Source organism: Massilia sp. BSC265 (assembly GCF_000740675.1).
GTDB lineage: Bacteria > Pseudomonadota > Gammaproteobacteria > Burkholderiales > Burkholderiaceae_D > Telluria.
Map to the genome: position 1 here is coordinate 272161 of NZ_JPXI01000029.1, position 13975 is coordinate 286135.

Here is a 13975-nt window from a genome sequence, read left to right on the forward strand (position 1 = left end):
GACAGGAAAGGAGTATTCTCGCTCGCTCTGAAACCAGCGATGCGAGGAGCGATCCCGATGTCGAGCAATATCCCCGAAAACACTCAGCAGGAAAGCCTGCGCATTCCCGTGATCGAGGAACAGCTGGCCGTCGATACCCGCGTCGTTGAAACCGGTCGCGGCGTACGCATCCACAAGACGGTCTCGGAACAGCCGGTCACCATCGACGAGCGCCTGATGCGCGAGGAAGTGGACGTCCGGCATGTTCCCGTTGACCGGATCGTCGCGCTGGAAGAGGCACCTGCAAGCCGCTATGAAGGCGACACGCTGGTGGTGCCGGTCCTCGAGGAAGTGCTGGTGGTAGAACGCCGCCTGCGCATCAAGGAGGAGCTGCATATCACCCGCGTCCGGCATGAGGAGCACTACCGCGACACCGTTTCGCTCAAGGCCGAGCGGGTCGAGGTCGAGCGCTTCGACGAAACCGGTTTGCCGCCAGCATCCGATACCCACCAATGATGGAGGAACGACCATGCAACATACTCTGGTAGCCGTATTCGATAACCACGCCGACGCACAAGGCGCCATGGACGAATTGCTCGCATCGGGCTTCTCGCGCCAGGACGTGCGCATGTCCGGCGCGAGCAGCGCCGGCATGTCGGGCAGCGCGACTTCCACGACCACGACCACGACCGGCGACACTGACACCGGCATCGGCAGCAGCATCAAGAACTTCTTCAGCGACCTGTTCGGCAGCGACGACGACGACGCCCGCCGCGTCAACCGTTACGAAGGCGCCGTTTCGGGCGGCAAGTGCGTGGTCACCCTGACCGCCGACTCCCTGCCTGAAGTCGAGCGCGCCGCCGATATCGTCGAGCGCTTCGGCCCGATCGACATCGACGAGCACTCGGACAACGTCGGCCAGATGGCGTCGAGCGGCGCCATGCTGCAGGGGAGCCAGAGCGGCATGCAGTCGTACTCGACTTCCGCGCAGTCGGCCACGACCCAGCAGGGCAACCTGTCCGGCGCTTCGCTGCAGCGCGACACCGCGATGGACACCGGCAGCATCGGCGCTACCCAGTCCATTCCGGTTGTCGAAGAGCAGCTGAAGGTCGGCAAGCGCGAAGTGCAGCGCGGCGGCGTGCGCATCTTCTCGCGCGTCGTCGAGACCCCGGTCAACGAAAGCGTCAACCTGCGCGAAGAGCACGTGGACGTGCAGCGCCGCGTCGTCGATCAGCCGATCAGCCCGGCCGACGCCACCGCTTTCAAGGAGCAGACCATCGAGATGCGCGAGACCGCCGAGGAAGCCGTGGTCCAGAAGTCTGCCCGCGTCGTCGAGGAAGTCACGGTCGGCAAGCAGGTGAACCAGCGCCAGGAACAGATCCAGGACACCGTGCGCCACACGGAAGTCGAGGTCGAGCGCCTGGGCGGCATGGACGACGACAGCTATTACCGCACCCACTACCAGACCAACTTCGCGTCGAGCGGCGCGGCGTATGACGACTACGCCCCGGCCTATACCTACGGCTCGCAGATGCGCAGCCAGTATGCGGGCCGCCAGTGGGACGACGTCGAAAGCGACCTGCGTACCGACTGGGAGTCGCGCGGCGGCAGCGCCAGCGGCTCGACCTGGGACAAGATGAAGTCCGCCGTGCGCCATGGCTGGGATCGCATGACCTCCTGATCGCCTGACACCGGCGCCGCCTTCCGGCGGCAATGAAAAACGGCGCTGCGGCGCCGTTTTTCATTGCCCTGATTTCCTTCCGAAAAGAGACCAATCCTGCCGGCGCGTTGGTCCGGCAGGCGCGCGCGCGTGCTGTCGGGATTGATGTAATCTCAACTCACTAGCCTGGCGGCCACGAGGCCTTTGAATTCACTCTTACGGAGGAACCACCATGCAACATACTCTTGTCGCGGTGTTCGATAACCGGACCGATGCCCAGAATGCGATGAATGAACTCCTGTCGTCGAACTTTTCCCGTCAGGACGTATATCTGTCGAACGCCGACCCCACCGGTATGACCGACAGTACGACCGGCGCCAGCGCCACCAACACCGACGCCGACGACGGCCAGGGTATCGGCGCCAGCATCAAGAATTTCTTCACCGACCTGTTCGGTGCAGATAACAGCGAACACGCCAGCCGCTACGAGGGCGCCGTCACCCGCGGTCACCATGTGCTGACCGTCACCGCAGACTCGCTGCCGGAAGTCGAGCGCGCCGCCGACATCGTCGAGCGCTACGGCCCGACCGACATCGACGAACAAGCATCGGGCAGCGGCGCGGCAGGGATGATGGGTACAGGTGCCGTCGATGGCATGTCCGAATCGATGCGCATGAGCGGCGCCGGCGGCATGCAGCAGTCGAGCGCGATGTCGGCCCAGTCCAGCGCTGCCCAGTCCAGCGGCGCCCCGAACCTCCAACTCGACAATGCGGGCGATCGCAAGCTGTTCGCCCAGCAATCGCTTAACCAGGCCGAGCCGATGGGCCAGACCTACCAGGAACCGATGGGCAAAAGTGGCCTGAGCGCGACCGGCGGCACCTCGCTGCAGGGCACGACCCTGCAGGAAAACTCCGTGCAGGCGTCCGCGCTCGAAGGTACCCAGAAGAGCGATACTTCCTTCCTGAGCTCGGGGCAGCAGGGCGGCACGCTACAGGGCTCGTCGCCGAGCGGCTCGATCCAGACGCCCGGCTCCGGTCTGGGCGGCGACCCGGTTGGCAGCCCTGTGCACTCGCACCTCGGTTCGCAGCAACTCGACAGCGGCAACCTGGCAGGCGCCGGCGGCTCGTCGCAGCAGCTCGACACCGGCTACCAGCAGGGAACGAGCCGTGCCGACACCCTGCGCACCGATGCGATGCACGCGGCGGGCACCCAGCCCGACGTGGCCCGATCGATTCCTGTGGTGGAAGAACAGCTGAGGGTCGGCAAGCGCGAAGTGCAGCGCGGCGGCGTGCGCATCTATTCGCGCATGGTCGAGACCCCGGTCAACGAAAGCCTCAGCCTGCGCGAAGAACACGTGGACGTGCAGCGCCGCCCGGTCGACCGCCCCCTGAGCGACGCCGACACCGCCTTCCGCGAGCAATCGATCGAAATGCGCGAGACCGCCGAGGAGGCCGTGGTCGAGAAATCGGCGCGGATCGTCGAGGAAGTCACGGTAGGCAAGCAGGTGACCGAACGTCAGGAACAGATCCACGACACCGTGCGCCATACCGAGGTCGACGTGCAGCGCCTGGACGGCACGACTGCCATGTCGGACCTGCGCGACGACGACAGCTATTTCCGCAACCACTTCAACAGCACTTTCGGGACCAGCGGCGCATCGTACGACGACTACGCGCCGGCCTACAGCTACGGCTCCGAGGTGGCGCGCAGCGGCAAGTACAGCGGCCGCCAGTGGGACCAGGTCGAACGCGACTTGCAGAGCGACTGGGACACCCGCAATGCCGGAGGGGCGTCGACCTGGGACAAGATGAAGTCCGCCGTTCGACACGGCTGGGACCGCATGACCGGTGACGACGACAGCGACCGCGAATACCGCAAGCACTGGAACGCCACCTACAGCACCTCGACCGACGCCGGCAGCTATGACGACTTCAAGCCTGCGTATGCCTACGGCTCGTCGATGGCCCAGGATCCGAAGTACCGCGGTCGCCAGTGGGGCGAGGTCGAGAACGACCTGCGCGCCGACTGGGACACCCGTTACGGCAGCGCCGACCAGTCGACCTGGGAAAAGATGAAGTCGGCGGTGCGCCATGGCTGGGACCGGATGACGTCCTGATCGGGCTGGCGTCGGCCAGCAACCGGTAGCGCTCGATGGAACCGCGCTGGGCGCCCCTCCATCGCCTGCGACACGGCTGCTCCCGCAAAGCCTCCCGGGGTCGAACCCGGGAGGCTTTGTTCGTTCCGGAGTCGTATGTCGGGTCGCGGTGCGCCCGGGCATAAATTGGAGTAGGCTGTTTCACGCACCGGGGCGATGCGCCGGCGCGGGACGGGCCGGGTCGGTTCGGGAGCCAGTTGGCGCGCCCCGGGATTCACCGATTGGGAGGAATGACCATGCACCATACTCTTCTAGCCGTGTTCGGGAACCGGACCGAGGCGCAGGATGCGATGAACGCGCTGATTTCCTCGGGTTTCCCGCGCGAGGAAATCCAGCTCTCCGACGCCGACCCGACTGGCATGACTGACAGCACGACCGGCGGCCGTCGTAGCGCGCCGTCCGGCGCTACCGGGGCCGGGAGCGTCGCTAGCCTCGGACGCGTTTTCACCGACCTGTTCGGCGCCGACAACAGCATCCGCGCCAGCAGGTACGCGGGCACGGTGACCCGGGGCCACCACGTCCTGATCGTGCGCGCCGATTCGCTGTCGGAAGCCGAGCGCGCCGCCGATATCGTCGAGCCCTTCGGTCCCTCCGACATCGATGCGCAGGCGTCGCAGGCCAGCGCCATGGGAACCGGCAGCATGCAGCAGGCGCAACGGGAGAATGCGGCCCATGCTTCCCCGCTCGAGGGCGTGTACACGGCGGCGTATTCCTATGGCGCCGAGATGCGCAGGAGCGCGCTGTATCGCAACCGTCCGTGGGACGACGTCGAGGGCGACCTGGCACGCGCCTGGGATGCGCGCAGCGGCGTCGTCATCGAAGGCGCCTGGGACCGGATGAAGGCTGCGGTCCGCCACGGTTGGGAGCGCATGACCGCCGACGACGACGACCGTGAATTCCGCAGCCACTGGAAAACCCGCTACGGCGGCTCGACCGACGCCACCTATGAGCAGTACCAGCCAGCCTATGCCTATGGCGCGGCGATGGCGCGCGACGAACGCTACCGTGGGCGCCGGTGGCCGGAGGTCGAGAACGACCTGCGCACGGACTGGGAAAGGCGCTACGGCAGCGGTGGCCAGTCGACCTGGGAGAATGTGATGCCGGCGGTGCGCCATGCTTGGAACCGGCTGGCGTCCTGACAAAGATCGGCGCCCCTGAGCGGGCGCCGATTTCATCGTTGCGGCCAGCCGAACGGAAACATCACTCCGCAAACGCCTGCACCGCCGGCGTGATCCTGACGGCCCCAGGCCTGATCCCCAGCTTCATCGACCCGATCTGCTGGTCTTCGTCCAGCAGCGCCTGCGGCTTCTTCGCATCGTAGGAAATCGGCGAGAACGCATCGGTCACCAGCTTCTCTTTCAGCCCGGCCGCGTCCTTGGTGATGATCACCACCGACAGATTCTTCGACGACAGGTGCTTCCTGATCGCTGCATTCACGTCCGCCACGGTCAGCTTCGCCAGGCCCTCGCGCATCATGCGCGTGAATTCCGGCGTGCGGTACCACTGGGCGTCGAGCGCGTAGCCCAGTTGCTGGTCCTGGGTAGCCGTCATCACGAACACGTTCTTCTCCAGATAACCGCGGGTGGTCTCGAAGTCCTGCTGCGACAGGCCGTCGTTGATCAGCTTGTCCAGTTCGAACAGCGCTGCGCGCAGGGCGAAGTGGCCGTTCTGCGGCGCGACAGGGCGGATCCAGACCTCGAACAGCTGCGCCTTGCGCCCCAGGTTCGGGTTCGGGAAGAACTGGAACATCCCACGCGGGAAGGCTTCGATGTAGGCATAGTCGCCATAGTTCATGCCGCGCTCTTCGCGGATGCGCTGGTACAGACGCGCGCTCGAGGCCCGGTGTTCGCCCAACCAGGTCTTGGCCAGCCACAGGGCCGGGAAGTCCGGGTGCGAACGGGTCACCTCGATCGGCAGGCCGAAGGAGATCGCGGTGGCACGGGTGTTCTTCTCGATGATCTCGATGTCCAGGCCGTTCGGCATGTGGCCGCGGATGCCGGCGGTCGGTGCCAGGCCGTCGGATGCCGGCAGGCGCGCCAGCGCGTTCTTGAGCGAGGCAACCATCGCATCGGAGACGTCGCCCGAGATGCCGACGCGCACCGCGCCCTGGGTGTACGCCTGGCGGTAGAAGGCCTTGACGTCGTCCAGCGTGATCGACTCGATCCCCTGCACGGTGCCGAGCACGGGATGGGCGTAGGGCGTGCCGGCGAAGACATTGGCCTGCAGGCGCTCCTTGCCGAACTCCTCCTCGTTGTTGTCCTTCAGGTCCAGCACGAGGGCATTCTTCTGCGCGTCCTTCAGGCGGCGGAAGTCTTCTTCGCGGAAGCCCGGCTCCACCAGCAGCGGCAGGGCGATGCCCAGGTACTGGTCCCAGTTGTTCTTGTGGGTCGAGCCGGTGAAGGTGGTCATTTCCTTGTCGGTCTGCTCGGTAAAGCTGCCGGCCAGCGGGAACAGGGCCTTGGCCACCTCATCGATCCTGCGCTCGCGCGAGCCGCTCGATGCGACCATGGCCGCGGTTAGCGCCGCCAGGCCTTCCTTGCCCTTGGGGTCGTGCGCCGAGCCGGCGGCGAACAGGAGCTTGAAGCGGATCTGCGGCAGGGCGGATTTCTGGACCAGCACGTCGATATTGGCCTCGCCGGCCTTCGGCGCAAGGTCTGCGAGCTTCGGGAGGTTCCTGATGTCCGCCGGCAGCGCTTCGTGCGACAGCGTGGTGACCACCATCGACTCGTCGACCAGGTACTTGCGGGCAGCCAGCTGCAGGTCGGCCGGGGTCAGGCTGTCGACGACACGGTAATAGCGGTTCAGGGTATCGTACGAGCGGTCGAAGTGCACATACGAGGCAAGGGTCGAGGCAATCGCCTCGGTGTTGTCGAGCGTGCGGATCAGGCCGTACTTGTTGGCCGACTTGGCGTCCGCCAGCGCCGCGGCGGCGACCGGCTCATTGCGCAGCCTGGCGACGGTCTCCAGGATGGCGTCGCGCACGTAGAGTGCGTCGGCCGGTTTCTTGACGCGCGCCCCGATCGTGGCCAGCGTCGGATCGACACGGTTCGGCACGAAGTCGAACAGCTGGTCCACCTTCTGCTCGTCCTGCACCAGGCGCTTGTACAGCGGCGAGGTACGGCCGAACGACAGCGACAGCAGCATCGACAGCGCGGCCTGGTCCTTTCGGGTGTCCGAGAAGGCCGGGGCGCGGAAGGCGACCGTCACCAGGGGCAGGGTCGGGGTCTGCCAGGCCACGTGGCGGTACTGCGCGCCTTTCGGGGCCGGCTCGACCGGTACGTTCGACTTGAAATTGCCGCGCTTCCATCCGCCCCAGTATTTCTCGACCATTGCCACCGCCTTGCCCGGATCGACGTCGCCGGCGATGATCACGGTGGTGCGCTCCGGACGGTACCAGCGGTCGAAGAAGACCTTCGAATACTCGTACTGGTTCGGCATGTCCTCGATGTCTTTCAGGAAGCCCATCGTGGTGTGGCGGTAGGTGTGGGTCGTGAAAGCGGCTTCGCGCTGGGTCTCGAACAGCTTCTGCATCGGGTTCGCGCTGTTCTTGTTGTACTCGCCCAGCACGGCGCGCGATTCGGTCTTGAAGGCTTCGACCGGATAGGACAGGTGCTGGAAGCGGTCGGCCTCGACCTTCAGCACCGTTTCCAGGTCTTCCTTGGCGAAGGTGGTGTAGTAATTGGTCAGGTCGTCGCTGGTGTAGGCGTTCTGGCGAGCACCTGCGCGCGTGATGGTCGCCTGGTACTTCTCGGGGGGATACGTTGGCGTCCCGCGGAACATCATGTGTTCGAAGAAGTGGGCGAAGCCCGACTTGCCCGGCTCGACCTCGTTGCGCGAGCCGGTCTGCACCGGGATGTGCACCGAGACCAGGTTCGGGAAGCCGGTCGGCACGACGATCACCTTCAGGCCGTTCGCCAAGGTCTTTTCGGTGGCCTTGAAGGGCAGAACGTCGCCGCCCGACGACTTGGCGCTGGCGGCTTTCGCTGCCGGAGCGGCAACGGCGGCAGGCGCGAGGGCTAGTAATGCGGCCGGAACCAGGGTCGCGAGTGCAGTCCGCGGCAGTGCGGCCCGCGCAAGGGCGGCCCGCGCAAGGGTAAGTTTCAACACGTTCTCTCCTTTTAGGAATATTACTATCCGCGAAGGATAGAATATTCAACAAGGAAAGAACAGCAGATTCAGGCATGCATACGCCCGGACAAAAGCTTGCTTACGCTGCCTCGCTCAGCGGAAGGCTGATCCGGTTACGTCCCAGGTGCTTGGCGCGGTAGAGGGCGGCGTCGGCGGTGGCAACCAGCTGGCTGGCGTTGTTCTCCGGCCCGGCAATGGCGGTCGCCGCCCCGATCGACACCGTGACATGGCGGGTCGGGGCCGTCGACGGCAGCTGCAGCTGCTCGACGCGGCAGCGGATGCGTTCGGCCACGATGGCTGCGCCCTTGAGCGACTGGTTCGGCAGGATCACTGCGAACTCCTCGCCGCCATACCGGGCGACCAGGTCGTTGACGCGCATTTCGCTGGCCACTGCGCGCGCAATGCGCTTCAGGCACTCGTCGCCGCCGAGATGGCCATTGGCGTCGTTGTACGCCTTGAAGTTGTCGACGTCGACCATCAGGAGCGAGAGCGGCTGCTGCTGGCGCAGGGCGCGCGCCCACTCGGCGTGCAGGGTATCGTCGAAGCAACGGCGGTTGGCCAGGCCGGTCAGCCCGTCGCGGGTCGCCAGCTGTTCGAGGGCTACCTGGGCCATCTTCTCGTCCGTCAGGTCGCGCAGGGTCTCCACGACCGCCGCCAGCTCGCCGTCGGTCCCGAAGATGGGGCTAGCGTCGGCAGCCAGGTAGCGGCGGCGCCCGGCGCGCGGCATGTCGAACCAGCTCTCCAGGCTCAGGCCCGTCGGCGAAGTGTCGGAGGCGGCGCGCGGCAGGATCCGGCGCACGTCCTCGCTGCGGTTCTGCAGCACGAGGTCGGCCAGGGTAGGGCGGCGCTGCTCGTAGAAGCTGCGCCAGTGGTCGCCCGTGCCCAGCACTTCGTGGGCCGGCACGCCGGTGAGCTGCTCGCAGGCGCGGTTCCAGATCATGACCCGGGCCTCGGTGTCGAGGACGAAGACGGGAATCGACAGTGACGCCACCAGCTGCCCGACGAATGCCCCATCCTTCACGAGACTGGTCGGGGCAGGTGCGCTGGCGGTGGAGCTGGGTAGGCTGATCATGATCGTCCTCTGCGGTTCCGGTCCGGCAGCTGAATTGACTGCCAACAGGAAACGATTCTGCTACCGCGCAGGGGTGATCTTATTGATTTTCAGCAAGATTCGTTGTTGGCGACGGTCCCGGCAACCGGCCCCGGCCGGGGTCACGCCTGGGCCGGTGTCCGGGCCAGCGGCAGTCTGGCGCAGACGACCGTTCCGCCGCGGCGCCCCTGCTGGACGGTCAGCGTGCCGCCAAATGCTTCGGTCCGCTCGCGCATCCCGTCGACGCCACAGCCGCGTACGTCGAGATGGTCGAGCGCGGCCGGCCCGACGCCGTCGTCCTCGATCGTCACCACCGCCTCGCCGGCCGATTCGACCAGCGTGATGCAGACCATGGTGGCCTGGGCGTGGCGCGCCACGTTCGACAGCGATTCCTGCAGCACGCGGAACAGCACCGCGTCCTGCTCCTGGTCACGCCGCTCATCGTCCTCGCCGGAGCGGCCGGCATCGAAGCGGTAGTCCAGGCCATGCAAGCGGGCAAAGTCGGCCAGGTGGCGTTCGACGGCCTGGCGCAGGCTCTGGCCCGTGGCGATGGGGCGCAGGCCGGTCACGATCGCGCGCACCGAGCGAATCGCAGTGTCGAGGCTGGCGACGGCGGCGGTGAGCTTGTCGTGCGCGCCAGGCGAGGTGCCGCGCAGCGCCGCCTGCTGGAGCGCCAGTTCCACCCGCAGCGACAGCAGGCGGTGCCCCAGCTCGTCGTGCAGGTCGCGCGCGATGCGGGCACGCTCGGCTTCGCGTACGGTTTCCTGCTGGCGTACCAGGCGGCACAGGACTTCATGGCTGCCGGCCAGGGCCTCCTCGACGTCGGCATGGGCACCGCGTTCGGCCTCCAGCTGCTGTTCCAGGGCGCGGCTGCGTTCCTGGGCAGCCTGGGAGCGACGCTCGAGCAGCACGGCGAGGGCGATCGCGGCCATCGTCACCATCGCCGCAGCCATCGTCTCGGGCGGCGCCCCGCGCAGCGGCAGCGGCATGGCGGCGCCGGCAGGGGCGCTGGCGGCCGTGGCGGCGAGCGCTGAGGCAAACGCTGAAATTCGGACTAGGAATGATGTGGGCTTGTTCATGGCATCCTTCTGACAACATTCGGAAGATTCCGTACGAAGGTACACCTGAGCCCGATAGGCAATATTGCTCATCCTCAACGCATGAGCGCTGCCGCCACTGGCCGCGACGCTGCCCACGGTCCGCCCCCGGCGGGTTATAATGGAAGGTTGACGAGAGGCTTACCGTGACCTACAGCATCAAAGAAATCTTCTACACCCTGCAGGGCGAAGGTGCCCATGCGGGGCGCCCGGCCGTTTTCTGCCGTTTTTCCGGCTGCAACCTGTGGACCGGCCGCGAGCTTGATCGTGCGAACGCCGTTTGCACCTTCTGCGACACCGATTTCGTCGGCACCGATGGCGAGCGCGGCGGCAAGTTCCGCGCGCCCGATGCACTGGCGGCGGAGATCGACAGCCTGTGGCCGTCTGCCCACGCCGCCAGCAAGTACGTCGTCTTCACCGGCGGCGAACCGCTGCTGCAGCTGGACGGACCGCTGATCGACGCCATGCACGCACGCGGCTTCATGATCGCGATCGAAACCAACGGCACGCTGCCGGTGCCGGAAGGGGTGGACTGGATCTGCGTCAGCCCCAAGATGGGGTCAAGGCTGGTGGTTGCGAAGGGCAACGAGATCAAGGTCGTGATTCCCCAGGCGGGCCAGGACCTGTCCACCTACGAGGATCTCGACTTCGAGAACTTCTACGTCCAGCCGATGGACGGCCCGCTCGCCGCACAGAATACCCGCCTGGCGATCGAGACCTGCCGCCGCAATCCGAAGTGGAAGCTGAGCCTGCAAACCCACAAACTCCTCCAGATTCCCTGAACCTGCACTTTCTGCACTGCCGACCCGATGTTAACTATCACCCGCAAGCTGGAATTCGATGCCGGCCATCGCATTCCCGACCACAAGAGCCAGTGCCGCAACCTGCACGGCCACCGTTATACCCTCGAGATCACGCTGACCGGCGACGTCATCGACGCCGAAGGGAATTCGGACAATGGCATGATCATGGACTTCTCCGACGTCAAGACCCTGGCGAAGCAGCATCTGGTCGATGTATGGGACCATGCCTTCCTCGTGTACGAAAAGGATGACAAGGTACGCGAGTTCCTTGCCTCGCTGCCCGGCCACAAGACCGTCGTGATCGACTGCATCCCGACGGTGGAAAACCTGGCGCGCGTCGCCTATGACATCCTGAAGACGGTGTTCACCGACCGCTTCGGTACCGGCCTGCGCCTGCACAAGCTGGTACTGCACGAAACCCCGAACTGCTGGGCAGAAGTAAGGGATGTTTGATCTTCCGAAGCCAGACTCCGGCATGCCTGACCCTGCCGGCGTGAAGTACATGCAGCTGGCCCTGGAGCAGGCCAGGCTGGCCTGGGCCGAGGGCGAGGTCCCGGTGGGGGCGGTGGTGGTCAGGGACGGCGAAGTCATCGCCACCGGGTACAACCAGCCGATCGGCCGCCACGATCCCACCGCCCACGCCGAGATCGTCGCCCTGCGCGCGGCCGCCGAAAAACTCGGCAACTACCGCCTGCCGGGGTGCGAACTCTACGTCACCCTCGAACCCTGCATCATGTGCTCGGGCGCGATGATGCACGCGCGCCTGTCGCGCGTGGTCTACGCCGCAGTCGACCCGAAGACCGGCGCCTGCGGGTCCGTCGTCAACCTTTTCGGCGAAGAGCGGCTGAACCACCATGCCGAGGTCCTGGGGGGCGTGATGGCCGAGGAAGCAAGCAGCCTGCTCAAGGCCTTCTTCGCCGAGCGACGGGCCGCTGCGCGCAAGCTCCCCGCACCGGATTGATGGCAGGGCTTGCTGTTGGGCGTCAGACAAATCGTACGCCCGCACGAGCGCCTTGTCCCCGTCGAAAGTGATATGCTGTTTGCAAGCCGTCAGGAGAGCTTCCCTGGCCGGTACGCAAACCCTGTCGCTAGAAGAGCCGATGCCGCGTCCTGCGCGGCGCCGACATGCCGCCATGCCTACGCTGAACGCCAACGGAATCCGCATCGCCTTCGACACCGCAGGCGACCCCAAGGCCCCACCGCTGCTGCTGGTGCACGGGGTCGGCATGCAGCTGACCGCCTGGCCCGACGAGTTCGTCGAAGGTCTCGTCGAGCTCGGCTTCTATGTGATCCGCTTCGACAACCGCGACTGCGGCCTGTCAAGCAAGTTCGAACAGGCCGGCGTCCCCAACCTGATGCTGGCCTCGATCAAGTCGAAACTGGGCTGGCCACTGCGCGCTCCCTACCGGCTGGACGACATGGCCGAGGACACGATCGGGGTAATGTCGGCGCTCGGGGTGGCGCGCGCCCACGTGGTGGGGATGGCGATGGGCGGCATGATCGCCCAGATCCTGGCGGCGCGCTATCCGCAGCGCATCCTGAGCCTGACCTCGATCATGTCGAGCAGCTGCCGCCGCGGCCTGCCCGGCCCCGAGAAGAAAGTGAGCAAGCTGCTGGCCCGCCGTCCCGCCAACCCGAGCGACATCGAAAGCGTCATTGACCATGGCGTCATGCTCATGCGTGCCATCGGCAGCCCGTCCTACCCGACGCCGGAGAAAACCTTGCGCAAGCGCGTCGCACGCTCCGTGCGCCGCGGCTACTGCCCGGGCGGCGTGGCGCGCCAGATGATGGCGATCGCCGCCTCCGGCGACCGCTGCGCACAGCTGGCCACGATCACCGCCCCCTCGCTCGTGATCCATGGCGCCGCCGACCCCCTGGTGCCGTTCGCATGCGGCGAGGACACGGCCAGCCGCATCCCCGGCGCCCGCCTCGAGATCATCGAGGGCATGGGCCATGACCTCCCGCCGCAGTTGGTCGAGCGGATCCTTGCCTTGATCGACGCCCATGCCAGGGGTAAGATGTTGCCAGACTCAACACCCAGGCTCTTTGTCAAACAGTGATCACCCAACAAATCGGCATCGCCATCGTGGCCCCGGCCGGCCAGGCGCTCGACCCGTGCGCGGTCGACCGCGGCATCGCCCGCCTCGAGCAGCAAGGCTGCCTCGTCCATAACTACTACGACCACGCCAGCATCCACGAACGCTTCGGCGGCACCGACGAAGGGAGGCTGGCCCAGCTGGAGGCCGCGGTTGCCGATCCGGCAGTGCAGATCATTATGGCGATCCGCGGCGGCTATGGCAGCACCCGCCTGCTGCCGCGTATCGATTTCGAGGCGATCGCCGCCAGTGGCAAACTGATCGTCGGCTTTTCCGACGTCACGGCCCTGCACATGGGCCTGATGGCGCGCACCGGCGCGCTCAGCTATGCAGGTCCGATGGCGGCGGTGGACTTCGGCATCCCGGAACCGGTCCAGTTCACGCTCGACAATTTCTGGCAATGCCTGGCGGGCCCGACGCATACCATCACCGAGTGCGTATCGGGGAACCCGTGCATCGACGAAGCCGGCACGGTCTGGGGCGGCAACCTGGCGATGGTCGTATCGCTGCTGGGCACGCCGTACTTCCCGCGCATCGATGGCGGCATCCTGTACCTGGAGGATATTGCCGAGCACCCGTACCGGGTGGAACGCATGCTCCTGCAACTGCACCAGGCCGGCGTGCTGGCGCGCCAGCGCGCGCTCGTGCTGGGCGATTTTTCCGGCTACAAGCTGGCGCCGAACGACAACGGCTACGACTTCGCCGCCATGCTGGCCCACCTGCGCGCCACGCTGCCGCTGCCGGTCATCGACGGACTCTCGTTCGGCCACATTCCGCGGCGGGTAACGATCCCCTTCGGGGCGCAGGGCAGGCTGGTGTCACACGCCGGCGGATTCACGCTCACGCTGTCCGATTACCCGACGCTGCGCCAAGCCGACGGCTGCAACTGATCCTGCACGCACTGCACCGCAACGGCGCACCGGAGTGCGCCGTTTTTCTTTTCCAACGCCGCGATGTCACCCTGCGC

General features: G+C 66.2%; 12 protein-coding genes. 9 read left to right on the top strand and 3 right to left on the bottom strand.

Annotated elements, in window-relative coordinates:
• Positions 1 to 57: 57 nt before the first annotated feature.
• From MA09_RS08375 to MA09_RS08395, 4 genes are all read left to right on the top strand, one after another.
• Complete coding sequence (locus tag MA09_RS08375) at positions 58 to 495, top strand: DUF2382 domain-containing protein (protein ID WP_036246866.1); 438 nt, start codon at positions 58 to 60, stop codon at positions 493 to 495.
• A gap of 13 nt (positions 496 to 508) precedes the next feature.
• A complete protein-coding gene (locus tag MA09_RS08380; RefSeq protein ID WP_036246867.1) occupies positions 509 to 1660 on the top strand; it encodes a YsnF/AvaK domain-containing protein in 1152 nt (383 codons plus the stop codon).
• Positions 1661 to 1871: 211 nt separating this feature from the next.
• Entirely contained in the window at positions 1872 to 3755 is a 1884-nt protein-coding gene (locus tag MA09_RS23660) for a DUF2382 domain-containing protein (RefSeq protein WP_229440624.1), read from the top strand.
• Between the two features lie 275 nt (positions 3756 to 4030).
• Entirely contained in the window at positions 4031 to 4933 is a 903-nt protein-coding gene (locus tag MA09_RS08395; protein WP_152594596.1) for a hypothetical protein, read from the top strand.
• A gap of 61 nt (positions 4934 to 4994) precedes the next feature.
• Here MA09_RS08395 and MA09_RS08400 read toward each other — a convergent pair whose 3' ends face one another.
• The 3 genes from MA09_RS08400 to MA09_RS08410 form a co-directional block, all read right to left on the bottom strand.
• A complete protein-coding gene (locus MA09_RS08400; protein ID WP_229440625.1) occupies positions 4995 to 7901 on the bottom strand; it encodes a pitrilysin family protein in 2907 nt (968 codons plus the stop codon).
• 100 nt (positions 7902 to 8001) lie between these two features.
• On the bottom strand, positions 8002 to 8994 hold the full coding sequence (locus tag MA09_RS08405; RefSeq protein ID WP_081897489.1) for a GGDEF domain-containing protein: 993 nt from the start codon (positions 8992 to 8994) through the stop codon (positions 8002 to 8004).
• A 140-nt stretch (positions 8995 to 9134) separates the two neighbouring features.
• Positions 9135 to 10091 carry a sensor histidine kinase gene (locus MA09_RS08410; protein ID WP_161783209.1) on the bottom strand — a complete coding sequence of 319 codons (957 nt, stop codon included), beginning with the start codon at positions 10089 to 10091 and terminating at the stop codon, positions 9135 to 9137.
• A 164-nt stretch (positions 10092 to 10255) separates the two neighbouring features.
• Here MA09_RS08410 and queE point away from each other — a divergent pair, with 164 nt between their 5' ends.
• The 5 genes from queE to ldcA all read left to right on the top strand — a co-directional run bounded on the left by queE (position 10256) and on the right by ldcA (position 13898).
• Complete coding sequence (queE, locus tag MA09_RS08415) at positions 10256 to 10891, top strand: 7-carboxy-7-deazaguanine synthase (RefSeq protein ID WP_036246869.1); 636 nt, start codon at positions 10256 to 10258, stop codon at positions 10889 to 10891.
• Positions 10892 to 10918: 27 nt separating this feature from the next.
• Positions 10919 to 11365 (top strand): 6-carboxytetrahydropterin synthase QueD, encoded by a 447-nt coding sequence (queD, locus tag MA09_RS08420; RefSeq protein WP_036246870.1) that lies wholly within the window; start codon positions 10919 to 10921, stop codon positions 11363 to 11365.
• 22 nt (positions 11366 to 11387) lie between these two features.
• Positions 11388 to 11873, top strand: coding sequence for a tRNA adenosine(34) deaminase TadA (gene tadA, locus MA09_RS08425; protein ID WP_036246871.1), 486 nt, complete (start codon positions 11388 to 11390; stop codon positions 11871 to 11873).
• A 172-nt stretch (positions 11874 to 12045) separates the two neighbouring features.
• The gene (locus MA09_RS08430; RefSeq protein WP_036247469.1) at positions 12046 to 12972 is read left to right on the top strand and encodes an alpha/beta fold hydrolase; all 927 of its coding nucleotides are present in this window, start codon (positions 12046 to 12048) and stop codon (positions 12970 to 12972) included.
• A complete protein-coding gene (ldcA, locus tag MA09_RS08435) occupies positions 12969 to 13898 on the top strand; it encodes a muramoyltetrapeptide carboxypeptidase (RefSeq protein WP_036246872.1) in 930 nt (309 codons plus the stop codon). The genes MA09_RS08430 and ldcA overlap by 4 nt, the downstream gene beginning before the upstream one ends.
• Positions 13899 to 13975: the final 77 nt, after the last annotated feature.